Below are 14908 nucleotides of genomic sequence, written 5' to 3' on the forward strand. Positions count from 1 at the left end.
TCGACGTCCCGCTTCAATCGACGCGGTAGACGCGCGCCTTCGGCAGGTCTTCATCGACTTCCAGGAACCAGCGCCCCGCAACACCCGGCACCAGCCGCACCTCGGGCGCATGCCGCGGTGCCGGCAGGCGCAGGCTGCCCTTGAGCACCTTCCACTGCTGGCCGTTGTCGAGCGTGAACAGATCGCCGGGCTGCCAGCCGGCAAGGTCACCGACGAGGTGCGCGCGGATCGGGCCGTCATCCAGACCGATGAAGCGACTCGCGCCGCGCGCGGGCTCGGCGGCCGCGGCTTCGCGACGCTGCGCGGCGGCCTCGATCTCCGCCTCGGCGCGGCCCTGCGCCCGCGCGTCGACGGTCGCCTGCTGCACGGCCTGTTCGATGGCCTCTCCCTGCGCATCGCGCAACAGGCGGTTGAGCAGCGCCAGTTGCTCCGGCGACAACGTGTCCAGGCCGGTCGCGTGCCGCTGCTCCGGCGTGAGCCGGCGTTCGATGTCGACGTAGGGCGTGGACGCCGGCTCCGCCGCGCGCAGCGGCAGCGCAACGCTCGACAGGACGCACAGCAGGAAGAGACAGCAGGCGGCGATCGGTCGCATGGCCGGGCTCGATCGAGGGAACAGACCCGCAGGATGCTGCAATTCGATGACAGCACGATGTCCGTCGTCGCGTGCCGCCCCTGAGTCGCGGGCTCAGTGCACGCCGCGGTGCGCATCCGCGAGGCGCCGGGCCGCCGCGTTGGCATCGCTGCCGCGGGTCACCGGCACGCTCGCCGACAGCGCGCCGTCGGCGCCGAGGCCACGTACTTCCAGCGTCTCCGGCCGCGCGCCCTCGCGACGCAGGCGGACGATGATCGCGAACGGCACGCCATCGGCCAGCCGCCATTCGACCTTGCCGTGCGCGTCGTCGAAGATCCGCAGCGGCGCCTTCAGCAACGCATCGCCCGCGGCGTTCTCCACCGACAGCCAGATGTCCTCGGCCGAATAGAACACGAACAGGCGATCGCCACCCGGGCCGGTACAACGCAGCGCGTTGTCCTGCCCTTCCTCCAGTTCGGCCTCGGCGTAGGCGGGGCGGCAGTCGTGCGCGAGATCGGTGTAGGCGCTGTCGAACACCGGCCCCGCGTGCGCGGTGCCCGTGAGCAGGCCGGCCAACGTGCCCGCGACGAAAGCCGATGCGATGCGATGGCGCTTCATGGCGTCTGCTCCGCGGATGCCGTCGCGCTGCGGCGCAGGACCGCGAGCACCGGGAAGTGATCGGACGGGTAGTGCGCGCCGCGATGCACGGTCTGCACCTCGACAGAACGCACGTCGAAGCCGCGGACGAGGATCCAGTCGATGCGCCGCTGCGGCTGGCCGGTGAAGGCATGGAAGGTGCCTTCCGGGCCGCGGCGTCGCGGCGCGACCTGCCAGGCATCGCGCAGGTCGGTCGTCAGCAGCGCATGCGCGGCGCTGTCGTCGCCGGTGTTGAAGTCGCCGGTCACCACCACGGGCACGTCCTGCGGCAGCGCGCGGATGCGATCGAGCAGCGCCTGCGCGCAGCGCACGCGCACGGCCTCGTCCTCGTCGCGATACGGGAAGTGCGTGTTCAGCAGATAGAAGCGCGCGCCGTCGCGGGTCTCGAACAGGCCCCACGTGACCATGCGCGGATAGAGATTGCCCCAGCTGATGCTGCCGACCACGTCCGGCGTGTCGGAGAACCAGAAATCACCGGACTCCACCAGCCGCAGCGCGTCGACGCGATACAGCACGCCCATGTGTTCGTCGTCCGCACCGCCGCCGCGACGTCCGCGGCCGAACCAGCGATAGCCGCGCAGACCGGCCACCAGCGCGTCGCCCTGCAGGCCGAACAGTTCCTGGGTGCCGACGAGGTCCGGGTGCGCGCGCCGGATGGTGTCGATCATCAACGTGCGCCGCGCTTCCCAGCGGTTCTCGCCATCGGCGGCCACCGGCAGGCGCACGTTGAACGACATCACGCGCAGCTCGCGGGCCTGCGCGGCGACGCTGGCGCACAACAGCAGCGCGAAGGCAAACGCGTGCAGGGCGCGACGCGGCAGGGCGTGGCGGAAGGACAGCGCAGCGGAACGCGGCATCGACGATCTCCGGAACGCGGCGCCCGGGAGCGGGCTGCCCGCGTGCCGTGTTGTAGCACGCCCGGCGACGCGGTCGCTCGCCGGGGATTATGCTCGGACACCGACATCGCCACCGGGACGCCGCATGCCCATGCTCCGCCGCCGCACCTTCCTCGCCTGCGCCGCCGCCCTCGCCGTGCCCGCGCTGCCGCTCGCGCCCGCCGCTGCCGAACCGGGCCGCGACGAACGACAGATGCTCGACGACTGGGGCTGGCTGTCGCGCTACGACGCCGACGACCGCCGCCTGATCGCCGCGGGGCAACGCATCGACACCGTGTTCCTCGGCGACTCCATCACCGAAGGCTGGCCGCGCCTGCGCCCGGACTTCTTCCCCGCGACGCGCGTGGGCCGCGGCATCAGCGGGCAGACCACGCCGCAGATGGTGCTGCGGCTGCCGTCGGACGTGCTGCGACTGAAACCGAAGCGCCTGCACCTGCTCGCCGGCACCAACGACGTCGCCGGCAACACCGGCCCGGTCGACGACGACACCATCGTCGCCAATCTCGCGATGATGATCGCGATCGCGCAGGACGCGGGCATCGAGGTGCTGCTCGGCGCGATCCCGCCCGCCGCTGCGTTCGGCTGGCGGCCGGAACTGCGGCCGGCGGCGCGCATCGTCGCGCTGAATCGCCGGCTCGCACAGCTCGCGCATGCGCGCCGCTGCCACTGGCTCGACTACCACCACGCGCTCGATGACGGCCAGGGCGGCCTGCGTGCCGCGTTCTCCGACGACGGCGTGCATCCGAACGCGGAAGGCTATGCGGCGATGGAAACCCTCTGCGAACCCCACCTTGCACGAACGGCAAAGCGGCCGCGCACAGGACAACGCTGAACGTCCGCTGGATCATCCCGCGCGCCGCGGCATCGCGGTTGTCCTGATGCGTCGGGTGTCGGCGTTGGTTCTGGCAGCCGGCGACGAGGCCGGCATACCGAACACACAGGATTTCCCATGCACAAGCGTCTCTCCGTTCTCATCGCCGCCACCCTCCTCAGCCCCGCCGCGTTCGCCGCCGACTGGACCGGCTGGTACGCCGGCGCCAGCGTCGGCCATGTGGACGGCGACTCCAGCGCCAAGGTCGCGCTGGGCGACAGCTGGACCTCGGAATCGCCCGCTCTCCAGACGCTGGTCGTCGACCAGTGGTCGAACGACCTCAGCCCGAAGGGCAGCACCTACGGCGTGCAGGTCGGCTACAACCACGCGTTCGAGAACGGCTTCGTGCTCGGCGCCGAATTCGACTACAGCCAGCTCAACGCCGACGACCGCAAGTTCATCGACGGCACCACCAACCCGTACGGCGGCGGCGAAGGCAGTCTGTACTACGACACCACCAACCGCATCGAAGCCAACCACCAGTACAGCCTGCGCGCGAAGCTGGGCTACGCCAGCGGCGCGCACTTCGGCTATTTCACCGCCGGCCCGACCCGCGTCGGCGCCGACCTGACCGCCGAAGTGCTGAGCAGCGGCGCGTACCACAAGCGCGCGCACAAGTCGGAAAACCTCGACGGCATCCAGTGGGGCGTCGGCTACGAGTACGGCTTCAACCCGCACTGGACCGGCCGCATCGAATACCTGCGCACCAACCTCGGCAGGACGCACTACGACACCAGCTACGTCGCCGGCAGCAGCTTCACCAGCCCGGCGTACAGCGAACGCTTCTCGCAGGACCTCGACCTCGACACGCTGCGCATCGGCGTGAACTACCGCTTCTGATCGCGACACCGGCCGGCGGCGCACGACGCGCCGCCGGCCCCGCGCCGCAGCTTCCCTGATGCGCGGATTGCAGAATGCGGCGCGCAGCACCGTTCCCGGCTTCCGTGGTACGGTCCGCCCATCCCCCGCACTTCGAGACAAGGACATGTCGGTTTCCGGCGTCCCGCTCCCCGATCCCCCACGCGATCCCGCGTCCGCGCCTGCACGCACGCCTGTCCGTGCGTCCGCGGCGCCGCTTGCATCCGCGCGCGTCGCCTGCGCCGCGCTCGTCCTCTCCCTCTCGCTTTCGGCCTGCGCCATGGAACAGACCCCCACTTTCGATTCCGCCGCCTGGAAAGCACAGCGCGGCGCGGCTGCGGCCGACAATACCCGCGGCGGCATGCTCGCGGCCGCCGAAGCCGCGGTGAAGCCCGGCATGGCGCGCGAGGATGTCCTCCGCCTGCTCGGCGAACCCGACGCCACCGACGCCGCCACATCGACCGACACCTACGAACTCGGCGTCGCCAAGTTCGGCGTCGACGAGGAATACCTCGCCATCCACTACCGCGACGGCAAGGTCGAATCGCGCCAGTGGCAGCGGCGCTGAGCCGCACGCCCGTACCGCATGACCGGAACAGGAGCCCCATCCCATGGCCAGGCCTGATCTCGACACCGTCCGCACCCGGTACCAGGTCGCGGACGACCAGATGATCGATTACCACCCGCGCGCGTTCGGCGCGATCGACATCCCGTTCACCAGCGCGGTGCGGATGACGCGCACCGAAGGCCAGTTGCTCGACCAGCTCACCTTCGATCGCGGCCTGCACGGCCTGCAACAGATGAGCGACATCAAGGACCGTGCGTTTTCCGAAGGCGTGCGGCGCTTCCCAGACAATCCGGTGCCGGCCGGCATTCCCGCCGATCGCGCCCGCGAATGGCAGGGCAACGACGGCCACCGCGACGCGTTCCGCCACGCCTACTGGAATGCGTTGATGACGCAGCAGTTCGGCGAGAACTGGACGCGTGCGTTCGCGACCGCGCACGAAGGCGGCCCGGGGAATCCCGCCAACCGCGAGGCGATGGACCTCTACAACAACGAGGTCGGTCGCTCGATCGGCGCCGCCAACCGCAACGCCACGCCCGACCAGCTCGCCAACCTCGTCGAGCAGGCGCTCAACCAGGGCAAGCTGACGGTGATCAACAACGCCGGCAACCTGGAATGGAGCGACCGCGTCGTGCGCGGCCAGCACGGCCTCGCACCGTCGGGCGCGATCGCGCCGGCGATCAACACGCCCGGCGTGGTCTCCACCGACACCCAGGTCAGCCAGGCCGCGCCGCCGATCACGCCCGGGCAGCCGGAAACGCGCCTCGCCGCGGCCGATCCCGCCGTCGACCGCATGCGCCAGGATCCGATGTACGGCCAGGTCGTGACCGCGATGGCGGCACGCGGCCTCGAAGGCGATGCGCTGGCCGCGAACGTCTACGCCGCCGCGAAGCGCGACGGTCTCAATGGCGTCACCGGCATCGAGGTCGGCAAACCGATCACCGACGCCAACGGCCATCCCGACCGCACGCTGTTCGTGTTCGACGGCACCGACGGCGTGCAGGGCCCCAACCACGCCCGCCTCAGCGAGAACGCCGCGCGCAGCACGCCGGTCGAAGTCGCCGCAAACCAGACCGTCGCCCCGCCGGCGCCCACGCAGGATGCGCCGCAGCAGCGACCGGCCTCGATGACGGCCTGACCGGTTTCCGATGTTCCGATGCGACGACGCCCGGCTTGCCCGGGCGTCATCGTTTGCAGCGTGCGAGGCCGCCGTCAGTGGAACTCGCGTCCGCCGATCAGCGTGCGCACCGCCTTCAACCATTGCGGAAAGGAGGTATCGCCTCCCGGCGCGGGTGGCGACGACACACTGCCGCCCGGCCAGGCGTTGTAGCCGCCGCTCTTCATCGACTTGCCGTCGACCGTGATCTCGAACGACCAACTCGTGCCGTCGTGCACGCTGCCATCGACGTAGTTCGGCTTCCACTGCCACGCACCGATGGCGTCCAGTTCGCGGCAGAACGCCGTCCACGCCTCCGGCGCGACCTGCACGGTCTCGCGCACCGTGTCCGCATCGTCGGACACGAACGTCTTCGGGTTGTGCGCATAGCGCAGATCGCCCTCCGGCGTGAGCTCCACTGCGTACGACGGTCCGAAGAAACCGCCGATCGCCGCCTTGAACTGCGTCGGCCGGTCGCAGGCCATGGATGGCTGCGACGCAAGGCACAGCCACGCAAATCCCGCGATCATCCAGCGCTTCATGCCGTCGCCCCCGTCGATGTGAGGACCCAGCCTAACGCGGCGCCGGGATGGCGTCACCGGGCCGGCGGCCGATGTCATTCGAGCCCGTACGCGGCGATGATCCGACGGCAGGCCGCAGCGTAGTCGCCACAGACCGCGTCCCACTGCCCCGGCGAGCCCGGCAGCACCTGCAACGCCGCGCCCCATGCGCGCAGGCGGGGCCTTGCGGCGTGGCGGCGCACCGCTGCGCACAAGACCACGCGACGGGCGGGATCGAAGAACGGAAACAGCCCGGTCCCGGCGTCGCATTCCCCCGCGGGCGTACGGCCGGTGACGCAATGCGAGGCCTCCCACGAGCCCGGACCGATATCGAACGCAGCCGGCCACCGCGACGGATCCTCCAGCAGCGGAGCGACATGCGCCAGCCACGACACCATGCCCGCGCGCCACAGCGGATCGTCGATGTCCATCGCCGACGCGAGCCAGGCATCCAGCGACGCCTCGTCGAGATAACGCGCCAACAGCGTGCATGCGGCATGCAGGTTGCCGCGGTCCGACAGGACCCAGCCATGCACGGTGTGTTCGACGGCCGGGAAGGCATTGCGCGAGGTCCACCGCCGTTCGTCCCAGCAGACGTCCATCATCGGCATGCGGCCGAGCGTCCGCAGCACGTCGTCGATGAAACCTTCGTCGTACGGCGATGCATCGGCATCGGGGCAATGCACCATCACCGCGCTGACCAGCACGCCGTACTCGCTGTCGAGGAACGCGGGTCCCTCCACGAACGGAAGCGCCGCGTGGACGAGGTATGGAAACCACAGCGACCATTCGCGCATGTGTCCGAAACACCCCGGCCCGCTGGCAAGCGCCCAGATGGCCCCGCGCAGGTCGTCGCACGACCACGTCGTCGGATCGGGCGAGAGCAGCGAGGTGTACATGCAGCGCTCGTCGCCCATGAACCAGGCATCGCCCATCGGCACACGCGGACACGGGAAGCGGCGCCGCAGGCGCGCCAGCGCGTCGGGATCGGGACCGTCGCCCAGTGTCCAGCGAAAGGCGCAGGCTGCGTGCCGGGACCTGCTCATGCACGAGACGAGGCCGCGTCCGCCGGTAGACGTGGGCCGGCAACCAGTTCCGACCAGCGCGTCATCAGCAGTTCGGTGTAGGCATCGGCACGGATGGCATATGCACCGAGACCGTAACCTTCGTTGACCTCGATCAGCGCCGTGCGTCCGTCCGCCAGCACACCGAAATCGACCGCATAGGCGGCAGGCGCGCCCGCGTCGCGATACCGGGCCATCGCCGCATGCACGACGTCCAGCGCAAGCGGCACCGAGGCATCACCCGCATAGCGATCGATCGACACGGCCTCGTCCCGGACAACGTAGACGCGATATTCGGAACGCCACTGCACGACCTCGGAACACCAGACGGACTGCCTCCGCGAGGCATTGCCGAGGAAGTAGAGATCGTCGGTCCCGCGGAAGACGCGTCCGGTGAACGACTTCAATCGATCCGCGGGCTTCGCGAAGACCGCAGGCGCACCTTCCCAGACTCCCGCTTCGACGTCACGCAAGGTCGCCCGCCACACGCGCCGGTGAAGCCAGGGGTACAACACCTCGGGATAATCGTTCGCTGGCGGTGCTTCGATACCCAGCTGTTTCATCGCCCCCAGCACGATCGGAATGGTGCCCGCGACGAACGTGTCCATCGACAGTTGCAATGCACGCCTGAGCATCTTCTTCGGCGTGAAGCATTCGAACGGAATTCCTCGTCGCGCGAGGGACTCGGCGACCAGAGCGGATTCATGGCAAAACCGGCCATTCCCCTGTTCCTCGATGAAGGCGTTCGTGAAACCGTGTCTGGTCATGAGGCGACGTCGCGGTGATCGATGAGGGATCAATGGAGCACCGACGAACCGATGCGGCGGGTATGGCGGCGCCGTGGTCGGGACAACGGATGCCACGTCGTGGCATGTCACTCCGGCATCGAGTGTAGGCCGGGACGAAACGCCATGCCACCCGACGGCACGGATCAGGTAGCCCAATGCATCCGGGCGCGTCCTGCGCACCGGATGCGGGCGACAAGATGCCGCGATCACTTCACCGCGGCGGCGTTCTTCGCGATCGCCTTGTCGGCAGCGTCGACGATCTGCTTCTGCAGGGCCGCATCGGCGACCCCGCCGGCCAGATCGCGGATCGCGAGCGCGATCAAGACCTGATTGGCCGGGCGACGACCCCATTCGGGATCTTCCCAGTGGCCGTTGAAGTAGTGGGTGATCTGCAGGATGAAATCGAGTCGCGACTTCGGTTTGCGCAATGCCATGACACGCTCCTGTGTCGAACGCCGGGCAGGATTGCCCGGCCATCCAGTCCAACGCCGCCGGTCGCGCACAACGGCCACCTCGCGCGACCGGCGGACATCGGGCACCGCGGCCGGCCTCACTTCGATGGAAAACCGTTGGTGCACATCGTGCCGAACACGAAATTGCGCTGCGTTGCGTAGGCCTTGAGCGCCACATCGGAACCGGAATTCCCGGCCACGATGCGCAGGCCCGCGCCCCAGCGGAAATGCACGCCGTCGGGACCGACGATCCCGCCGTACTCGCTCACCATGTGCCGCGACGAGACCAGCGACAGCTTGCCCTTGTCGATGTTGATCTCGTGCAGGTCCATGTAGTCTTCCGGATCGCTGTCGGCCGCGTGCGTCCGGAACCCGATCATGTACAGGGCGCCGGCCTTGCTCGTCAGCAGGCAGATGCTGCTGTAACCGTCCTGGTCGACGCGCGTCTCGAACAGCGGCGCGAAGTCGATGTCGCCCTGGGACAGCGTGCGGCCGTTTGAACGATAGAAATACAGTGCGCCGTTGTCGTACGCGGCGAGCAGGTAGTACTCGTCCTTGCCCACGGTGTAGTTGGTGATCCCGGCCGCCCCCGACCCGGTCTCCCGGTGCAGCGAATAGCGGATCTTCTGCGGCGCGTCGGTCTTCGTCATCGTCGACAGGTCGTAGAAATGGATCCACGACTTGTCGTGATCACCGTTCTCCACCGGCACCATCAGGTAGTCGCCGATGATCTGCATCCCGCCCGGATGCGGATAGCGGTGCGGCAGGTTCGGCGTGTCGAACCAGTACAGCACCTTGTCCTTGGCCTTGGAGATCACCGCGACCATGCCGGTCGACGCCAGCGACAGTCGATTGTGCGAGAGGAACACGTAGTCGTCGTTCTGTGCGATGCCCTGCACGTGCGTCGCGATCAGCGACGGCAGCCCGGGCTCGTCCTCGGGCGTCTTGCCGGAATACGTGCGCAGATGGCCTTGCCGCTGGATCTTGTCGAACGCCTTCGGTACGTCTTGTGGTTTCGGGTTGTAGACCTTCGTCATCGATGCATTCCCTTCACGCGTGCGGCGCCATCGCGACCGATGCCGCCTCCATGCCGGACCTGCTCCGGCGGCAGATGCGCACCGAGCCCCCGATCGACATCGAGGTGCCGCGCCGTCGGCGCCATGCTCGCACATGCAAGGAACAGGCGTGGCAGGCGGGACTTTCCCCGGGGAATGCGTCCCGGTCCGCGACATCGCCCGCGCGGAGCGAGCACCCTGCACGAGCGACGGCAGGTACGCCGTGCCCCTACTTGGGCGGGAACCCGTTGGTGGAGACGGAGCGTGCGACGAAATTGCGCTGGGTCGCGAAGGCCTTCAGCGTGGTGTCGGACAGGATCCGCAGGCCGGCGCCGAAGCGGAAATGGACACCATCCGCCCCCGCGACCCCGCCGTACTGGGTAATCATGTGACGGCGTTGCACGACAGCAGAAATGCTCTTCTTGTCGATGTTGAGCGTGTAGTAGTCCATGTAGTCGGTCGGGTCGGCCCCATCTTCCCCCTCGGTCCAGAAACCAATCATGTACAAACCGTTGTTCTTGTCGGTGAGCAGCGCAATGGAACTGTACCCACCTTCCGCGACCTTGGTCTCGAACAACGACGACAAGGAGAAATCTGGATCCGCCAGGGTCTTCCCGTTCGATTTGTAGAAATGCAGCTTGCCGTTGTCGTAGGCGGCCATGAGGTAGTACTCGGTTCCGCCCGACACGTAGTTGGTGATGCCGGCGGCGCCGGTCCCGTTGTGCCGTCTGAGCGAATACGACAACGGTTGCGGTGGCACCTTGTTCGTCATCGTCGTCAGGTCGTAGAAGTAGACATACGACTGGTTGTGGTCGCCGTTCTCGACCGGCACCATCAGATAATCTCCGATCAACTGCATGCCGCCCGGATGTGGATATCTGTGTTCCTGCCGCGGCGTATCGAACCAGTAGACCACCTCGCCCTTCTTCTTGCTGATCACGGCGATCATGCCCGTGTACTGCCGCGACAGGCGGTTGTGCGACAGGAAGACGTAGTCTTCGGTGTGCACGATGCCCTGGACGTGAGTGCCCATCTCTCCGTAAAGCCCGTCGTCATCCGCCATTTCTCCCGAGAAATTGCGCAGCTTTCCCTGGCGCGAGATGTTGTCGAACGCCACCTGGACATTCTGCAATTTCGTGTTGTAGACCTTGGCCATCGATGCATTCCCTTTGAACCGTGCGGCCGCCTCGCGAACGAGGACGCCTCCATGCCGGACCTGCTCCGGCGGCAGACCCGCGCGTCGCGTCGACTTGCGACAAGGGAACGCGGAGTCGACGGCATGCTCGCACGACTTGAGGCGATGCAGGCAATCAGCGTCGCCTCAAGAAAACCGCCACACCCCGGTATCGAACCAGTCGACCACGACGAGGGCGAGGTAGATCGCCAGGTAGATGCCGTAGATCTTCGCGACGTGCGGCAGATACAAGCCGGAGGGTTTGGCCTTGAAGGTCGTGGCGCGGTACATGCCCATCAGGTGGCGCTCGCGGGATTCGGGCCAGATGCGCCAGCTGCCGAGCGGGACGATTGGGAACACCAGGCAGAACCACTTCGTCGACAGGTAGGAGCCGTCGCGCCGGATCTCCGAGCAGCCGTGGAAGCGGGTGCCGATGCCGTTGATGGTGGACATGAGATGGAGCCTGCGGGGGTCAGCGCGGAAGTATGTCGCAAGACCAAGCCTTCGCGCGCGAAGCACTGTCGCGATGTCGTCGGGGCGATCGACCATGCGACGACGTACCACATTCTGGAACGTCGTCAGCCGACTTTCGCTTTCTTCCAGAAGATCAAGATCACGGCATGCGTCGTGTCGATCTCGATCAGGTAGCGATGACCGTCGATCTCCTCGTCCGGCAGCGGCGAGCACTGCAATCGACTCGCCTTCGCCCCTGCATGGAATGCCTCGAACCACTCGATGTACTCGATCAGGTAGTAGGTGAGTCGATCCCGGCCGTCGGTCTGCAGGAAGGAGGTGCAGGTGGCATGGAATTCGCGCGCCCAGGAGGCCACCGGCGTTCGATCGATGATCGCTGCGCCGATGACATTCTCCACATCGTCGACCTTGACCCAATGCGCGGTCAGTGCGTACAGGACAAGATCATCCGTGAATGCGCGCCCGACGGCATCCATGTAACCGTCAAGGAACGTGGCATGACGCTCAGGCGAGAATTCGTAAGTCTGGCTCATTTCCGCAGGCCACCGGAATGCATCGACGTCGCGAAGAGGCCGGCCTTCACTCGCGCCGCACCCAATAGACCTGCTTGTGGCCGCGACGCTCGAAGTCCAGCGCCAGTGCGGTGGCGTCCGCGAACGTCAGCCCGCCCTGCACCACGAAGTCGTTGGCGTTGTCGTCCCGGCGCATCACGCACCAGCGCTCGACGGGCGCCGGGCCGACGTCGCATCCGCGGTCAGTAGGGGACGACGCGGACTTCATAAGTGATGATCGCGGGCTCACCGTTCGGAATGCGCCGACCGTAGAGACCGACGACGCAGGAGTTCACCGGCGTCGACACCTCGACCGGTGCACCGGCGGCGTCGACGAGGGTCGCGCTGCAATGGATGTCGCGGGCCACCGACAGGCGTGCGCGATAGTGCTCGCCGGTCTTCGGCGAGAAGGTCCAGGTGTAGCTGCACTCGCGATTGACGCCGTAGCTGGCCTCGATGTACCAGAACGCCAGCGTGATCGGCTGTTCGGCGGGCAGGTGGAGGGTTTCGATCGGTTTGCCCTTGCGTTTGCGCGCGACGCGCACGCCTTTCTCCGGATCGCGGCATGCGGAATCCTTGAACTTCCACACGTGCCAGTGCTTTCCGAGTCCGCCGCCCGTGGACTGCGATTCGATGTCCATCGCGAGTTCCGCCGATGCTCCCTTCGGCGCGAGCAACTCGGTGCTGACGCAGCCGCAGGTCGCGAGCGCCAGCAGGCACAGCCATTGCCACTTCACCATGGTGCCACCCGATGTCTGCCGTCCCCTTGCGGCGGTGCGAGCGTAACGCAGGCGGGCCGCGACCGTCATCCGCTCGCAGGCTTTGCCTCCACCGGCGCTTTCTCCAGTCGCTGGCCGCTGGCGGTATCGATGATGTCGACGACGCACGTGTCGGCGTCCCAGCGTGCGTCGAGCTTGTAATGGCCGCCGGGCTGCAGCGTGAAAACGTGTCCCTGCGACTGCAGCAGTTCGGACGGGAACGGGCCGCCGAACGATTGCGTCGAACAGGCGAGATCGAGCCTGTGCGTGCCCGGGGCGATGCGGATGCTGCCGGCATACCATTTCGCGACGTGCAGATCGACCATCGAGACGTACGCCGAACAGGCGTTGCGCCCGGACGGGCCGGGCAGCCCGGAGAGCTTGCACAGACTGACGGCCGCGCCCCAGCGGTCGATGATCGCGGCATCGTCGCCTGCGTACGGCTCGAACTTCGCCGGCGGCGGCATCAGCCGCGCGTTGCCCAGCGTCAGCACGTAGGTCCCGTGCCGCGGCGCGTCGTCGCGGAACTGCATGCGACCGATCCAGCCCTGCATGCACGCATCGAGCGCGTCGTTGCCGCTGCCGCTGCCGCCGATGCGCGTGGCGGTGACGCTGCCGGCTGCGTCGAGATCGACGAGGACATCCAGCGCCAACCGCGGCACCTTCATCCGCATGAACTTGCGCATGCACCCCTGGTCCATCAACAGCACCTTGGCCTGGTACGACGCCATCTCGCGATCGGCGTAAGCGTCGACATCGACGGCCGCGGTGGCGGCGGGCGTGGCTTGGCCGAGCAACAACAGCGGGATCAGCAGCATGCGGTGTCTCTGGTGGCGGAACGGAGGTGCGAGGGGCAGAAACCCGGGCGACTCGCTAACGATACCCAAAGACCGTTGCCTTGCCATCCTGCACTTCGCATTCGAGCCCGACCACCTTCGCGGCGGCCATCGTCTCGTCGACCGAGCGTGATCGCACCCACTCGATGAACGCGAACAACCCCGGACCCATGTCGCGGTTGCCTTCGAGATAGTGCATCGATGGAGAAAAGACCGGGGTCGCCTCGAACGGCGCGTCCTCGTACAGGAACTTCACTTCGAGCGGAATGCCCGTCGCCTGCGCCCAAGCGATGAACTCGCGCCATTTCGTGTCATTCGCCAAGGCGCCGAGGCCACGCTCCCGGGCGATCCTGCTGGCGCGTTGTCGTGCCTTGATGTCTGCCATGAACACCCCGAGTGCCGCGTGCCGAAGGCCGCACCCGGGATCTTCGGCGAGGACTGCGGTTGATTCATCCCGGGTGTGTGCTTCTCGCTTACCTAGGCTACTTTTTACCGGAACTCGGCCATGAACTCGTCCGCCAAGGCCTTAGCGTTGAGTCGTCGCACCGATTCGAACATGATCGAATGGCAAGAGTCCGAAATCCATACAGCCAGAAAGGGATTGACCCAATCGAACGCCCCGGCATTCTTGGCTGTTTCCAGACCGAGAACCAAGGCGTTGAGCAGAGCATCTGAATGGGCCACCTCGAACTCGTCCATCGTGTCGCCGTCATTGGCCTTCGAGTGCATCGAGCGGAATCGTTCGTTTTCCTCAGTCAGAATTTTGTCGACCTCCGCAAATTGGTCCTGATACCAGTCCGCCCATTCGTCTACCGAGTAGCGGTAGTAGAGAAAATCATCATGGCCAGGCGGCACCTTGATATTGGTCTCGCTATTAGTGACGGCGACCATACTGTGGATGCCATACGGTTCGCCAGGCAGCAGGGCGTACCCGTAGATATCGACGCCAGTCGACCGCAGAGCAGCAACATGGGCACGGACACCCTCAGCCACAGCTGCAACCAGCGCTATTCTAGGCTCCGCGAGCCACTTTCGTAACGCAAGAACATTCACAACACGAAGTCCTCAGCCGCCGAACGCTTGATTTAAGTCACGCCGCTGCGGGCGGTGAATGCATTCCAAGGTAGCGCAGACACGTGGCCGACGCCATGACGCGGGGGCGACTTGGAGGAATCTTAGCCACGTAGCCCGGGTAAGGCCGAAGGCCGCACCCGGGATCTTCGGCGAGGATTGCGATTGATTCATCCCGGGTGCGCGCTTTGCGCCTGTCCGGGCTACTTGCTTTTCCTCAGTATTTAATTGCCAACACCTGAGTTAAGCCGCCCCGCAGCGGGGTGGCGGACACGTACTGGCGTAGCGTAGGCACGTGGCCGACGCCACGATATGGGGTCGGCTTGAATGAATTGTTAGGCAAGAGGCTTCTCCAGCCCATCGTCTTCCGAGTGATATTGCTGTAACACAGAAAGCATCTCTCTTCCCTGCATCGAGTCTTCAAAAGTGACAGTCGATAGAACCACTGTAGGCGCCAACCCAAGTAAAATATTTGGTAATTCCTAACCTTTCCGGACCAAAGTGGGCCTTAGTTCCTGTATCGAAGTCTGCTTCAACAGCCTGAAAATCAG

The 14908-nt window shown here is 66.5% G+C and carries 20 protein-coding genes; 4 read left to right on the top strand and 16 right to left on the bottom strand.

What is annotated here, in order from left to right:
• Positions 1 to 13 precede the first annotated feature (13 nt).
• From ACT53R_RS06830 to ACT53R_RS06840, 3 genes are all read right to left on the bottom strand, one after another.
• Complete coding sequence (locus tag ACT53R_RS06830) at positions 14 to 592, bottom strand: hypothetical protein (RefSeq protein ID WP_476171096.1); 579 nt, start codon at positions 590 to 592, stop codon at positions 14 to 16.
• A gap of 93 nt (positions 593 to 685) precedes the next feature.
• Positions 686 to 1189: a hypothetical protein gene (locus ACT53R_RS06835; RefSeq protein ID WP_476171097.1), complete on the bottom strand. Its 504-nt coding sequence runs from the start codon at positions 1187 to 1189 to the stop codon at positions 686 to 688.
• A complete protein-coding gene (locus tag ACT53R_RS06840) occupies positions 1186 to 2085 on the bottom strand; it encodes an endonuclease/exonuclease/phosphatase family protein (protein ID WP_476171098.1) in 900 nt (299 codons plus the stop codon). The genes ACT53R_RS06835 and ACT53R_RS06840 overlap by 4 nt, the downstream gene beginning before the upstream one ends.
• 124 nt (positions 2086 to 2209) lie before the next feature.
• Between ACT53R_RS06840 and ACT53R_RS06845 the strand changes: the two genes are divergently transcribed.
• The 4 genes from ACT53R_RS06845 to ACT53R_RS06860 all read left to right on the top strand — a co-directional run bounded on the left by ACT53R_RS06845 (position 2210) and on the right by ACT53R_RS06860 (position 5556).
• On the top strand, positions 2210 to 2956 hold the full coding sequence (locus ACT53R_RS06845) for a GDSL-type esterase/lipase family protein (RefSeq protein ID WP_476171099.1): 747 nt from the start codon (positions 2210 to 2212) through the stop codon (positions 2954 to 2956).
• A gap of 117 nt (positions 2957 to 3073) precedes the next feature.
• The gene (locus ACT53R_RS06850; RefSeq protein ID WP_476171100.1) at positions 3074 to 3835 is read left to right on the top strand and encodes an outer membrane protein; all 762 of its coding nucleotides are present in this window, start codon (positions 3074 to 3076) and stop codon (positions 3833 to 3835) included.
• 298 nt (positions 3836 to 4133) lie between these two features.
• On the top strand, positions 4134 to 4421 hold the full coding sequence (locus ACT53R_RS06855; RefSeq protein WP_476171101.1) for a hypothetical protein: 288 nt from the start codon (positions 4134 to 4136) through the stop codon (positions 4419 to 4421).
• Positions 4422 to 4464: 43 nt separating this feature from the next.
• A complete protein-coding gene (locus ACT53R_RS06860; protein ID WP_476171102.1) occupies positions 4465 to 5556 on the top strand; it encodes a DUF6973 domain-containing protein in 1092 nt (363 codons plus the stop codon).
• 74 nt (positions 5557 to 5630) lie between these two features.
• Here ACT53R_RS06860 and ACT53R_RS06865 read toward each other — a convergent pair whose 3' ends face one another.
• From ACT53R_RS06865 to ACT53R_RS06925, 13 genes are all read right to left on the bottom strand, one after another.
• Complete coding sequence (locus ACT53R_RS06865; protein WP_476171103.1) at positions 5631 to 6116, bottom strand: hypothetical protein; 486 nt, start codon at positions 6114 to 6116, stop codon at positions 5631 to 5633.
• A 74-nt stretch (positions 6117 to 6190) separates the two neighbouring features.
• Complete coding sequence (locus ACT53R_RS06870; protein WP_476171104.1) at positions 6191 to 7180, bottom strand: hypothetical protein; 990 nt, start codon at positions 7178 to 7180, stop codon at positions 6191 to 6193.
• The gene (locus ACT53R_RS06875) at positions 7177 to 7965 is read right to left on the bottom strand and encodes an ATP-grasp domain-containing protein (protein ID WP_476171105.1); all 789 of its coding nucleotides are present in this window, start codon (positions 7963 to 7965) and stop codon (positions 7177 to 7179) included. The genes ACT53R_RS06870 and ACT53R_RS06875 overlap by 4 nt, the downstream gene beginning before the upstream one ends.
• 227 nt (positions 7966 to 8192) lie before the next feature.
• Positions 8193 to 8420 carry a hypothetical protein gene (locus ACT53R_RS06880; protein ID WP_476171106.1) on the bottom strand — a complete coding sequence of 76 codons (228 nt, stop codon included), beginning with the start codon at positions 8418 to 8420 and terminating at the stop codon, positions 8193 to 8195.
• A 116-nt stretch (positions 8421 to 8536) separates the two neighbouring features.
• Positions 8537 to 9475, bottom strand: a complete 939-nt coding sequence (locus ACT53R_RS06885; protein WP_476171107.1) for a hypothetical protein — start codon at positions 9473 to 9475, stop codon at positions 8537 to 8539.
• A 247-nt stretch (positions 9476 to 9722) separates the two neighbouring features.
• Positions 9723 to 10649 carry a hypothetical protein gene (locus ACT53R_RS06890; protein WP_476171108.1) on the bottom strand — a complete coding sequence of 309 codons (927 nt, stop codon included), beginning with the start codon at positions 10647 to 10649 and terminating at the stop codon, positions 9723 to 9725.
• 165 nt (positions 10650 to 10814) lie between these two features.
• Positions 10815 to 11120 (bottom strand): hypothetical protein, encoded by a 306-nt coding sequence (locus ACT53R_RS06895; RefSeq protein ID WP_476171109.1) that lies wholly within the window; start codon positions 11118 to 11120, stop codon positions 10815 to 10817.
• A gap of 125 nt (positions 11121 to 11245) precedes the next feature.
• Positions 11246 to 11674 (bottom strand): hypothetical protein, encoded by a 429-nt coding sequence (locus ACT53R_RS06900; RefSeq protein ID WP_476171110.1) that lies wholly within the window; start codon positions 11672 to 11674, stop codon positions 11246 to 11248.
• 46 nt (positions 11675 to 11720) lie between these two features.
• A complete protein-coding gene (locus tag ACT53R_RS06905; RefSeq protein ID WP_476171111.1) occupies positions 11721 to 11849 on the bottom strand; it encodes a hypothetical protein in 129 nt (42 codons plus the stop codon).
• A gap of 46 nt (positions 11850 to 11895) precedes the next feature.
• Complete coding sequence (locus ACT53R_RS06910; RefSeq protein WP_476171112.1) at positions 11896 to 12432, bottom strand: hypothetical protein; 537 nt, start codon at positions 12430 to 12432, stop codon at positions 11896 to 11898.
• Positions 12433 to 12497: 65 nt separating this feature from the next.
• Positions 12498 to 13268, bottom strand: a complete 771-nt coding sequence (locus ACT53R_RS06915) for a hypothetical protein (protein ID WP_476171113.1) — start codon at positions 13266 to 13268, stop codon at positions 12498 to 12500.
• Between the two features lie 55 nt (positions 13269 to 13323).
• Positions 13324 to 13671 carry a hypothetical protein gene (locus ACT53R_RS06920; RefSeq protein WP_476171114.1) on the bottom strand — a complete coding sequence of 116 codons (348 nt, stop codon included), beginning with the start codon at positions 13669 to 13671 and terminating at the stop codon, positions 13324 to 13326.
• A 104-nt stretch (positions 13672 to 13775) separates the two neighbouring features.
• Positions 13776 to 14339, bottom strand: coding sequence for a DUF4303 domain-containing protein (locus ACT53R_RS06925; protein ID WP_476171115.1), 564 nt, complete (start codon positions 14337 to 14339; stop codon positions 13776 to 13778).
• Positions 14340 to 14908: the final 569 nt, after the last annotated feature.

It is taken from the genome of Lysobacter sp. DMC104, assembly GCF_056313665.1.

Excerpts from the sequence above, each read along its gene's own strand:
- ACT53R_RS06830 (WP_476171096.1), bottom strand. The coding sequence starts at position 592 with ATGCGACCGATCGCCGCCTGCTGTCTCTTCCTGCTGTGCGTCCTGTCG.
- ACT53R_RS06835 (WP_476171097.1), bottom strand. The coding sequence starts at position 1,189 with ATGAAGCGCCATCGCATCGCATCGGCTTTCGTCGCGGGCACGTTGGCC.
- ACT53R_RS06840 (WP_476171098.1), bottom strand. The coding sequence starts at position 2,085 with ATGCCGCGTTCCGCTGCGCTGTCCTTCCGCCACGCCCTGCCGCGTCGC.
- ACT53R_RS06845 (WP_476171099.1), top strand. The coding sequence starts at position 2,210 with ATGCCCATGCTCCGCCGCCGCACCTTCCTCGCCTGCGCCGCCGCCCTC.
- ACT53R_RS06850 (WP_476171100.1), top strand. The coding sequence starts at position 3,074 with ATGCACAAGCGTCTCTCCGTTCTCATCGCCGCCACCCTCCTCAGCCCC.
- ACT53R_RS06855 (WP_476171101.1), top strand. The coding sequence starts at position 4,134 with ATGGAACAGACCCCCACTTTCGATTCCGCCGCCTGGAAAGCACAGCGC.
- ACT53R_RS06860 (WP_476171102.1), top strand. The coding sequence starts at position 4,465 with ATGGCCAGGCCTGATCTCGACACCGTCCGCACCCGGTACCAGGTCGCG.
- ACT53R_RS06865 (WP_476171103.1), bottom strand. The coding sequence starts at position 6,116 with ATGAAGCGCTGGATGATCGCGGGATTTGCGTGGCTGTGCCTTGCGTCG.
- ACT53R_RS06870 (WP_476171104.1), bottom strand. The coding sequence starts at position 7,180 with ATGAGCAGGTCCCGGCACGCAGCCTGCGCCTTTCGCTGGACACTGGGC.
- ACT53R_RS06875 (WP_476171105.1), bottom strand. The coding sequence starts at position 7,965 with ATGACCAGACACGGTTTCACGAACGCCTTCATCGAGGAACAGGGGAAT.
- ACT53R_RS06880 (WP_476171106.1), bottom strand. The coding sequence starts at position 8,420 with ATGGCATTGCGCAAACCGAAGTCGCGACTCGATTTCATCCTGCAGATC.
- ACT53R_RS06885 (WP_476171107.1), bottom strand. The coding sequence starts at position 9,475 with ATGACGAAGGTCTACAACCCGAAACCACAAGACGTACCGAAGGCGTTC.
- ACT53R_RS06890 (WP_476171108.1), bottom strand. The coding sequence starts at position 10,649 with ATGGCCAAGGTCTACAACACGAAATTGCAGAATGTCCAGGTGGCGTTC.
- ACT53R_RS06895 (WP_476171109.1), bottom strand. The coding sequence starts at position 11,120 with ATGTCCACCATCAACGGCATCGGCACCCGCTTCCACGGCTGCTCGGAG.
- ACT53R_RS06900 (WP_476171110.1), bottom strand. The coding sequence starts at position 11,674 with ATGAGCCAGACTTACGAATTCTCGCCTGAGCGTCATGCCACGTTCCTT.
- ACT53R_RS06905 (WP_476171111.1), bottom strand. The coding sequence starts at position 11,849 with ATGCGCCGGGACGACAACGCCAACGACTTCGTGGTGCAGGGCGGGCTG.
- ACT53R_RS06910 (WP_476171112.1), bottom strand. The coding sequence starts at position 12,432 with ATGGTGAAGTGGCAATGGCTGTGCCTGCTGGCGCTCGCGACCTGCGGC.
- ACT53R_RS06915 (WP_476171113.1), bottom strand. The coding sequence starts at position 13,268 with ATGCTGCTGATCCCGCTGTTGTTGCTCGGCCAAGCCACGCCCGCCGCC.
- ACT53R_RS06920 (WP_476171114.1), bottom strand. The coding sequence starts at position 13,671 with ATGGCAGACATCAAGGCACGACAACGCGCCAGCAGGATCGCCCGGGAG.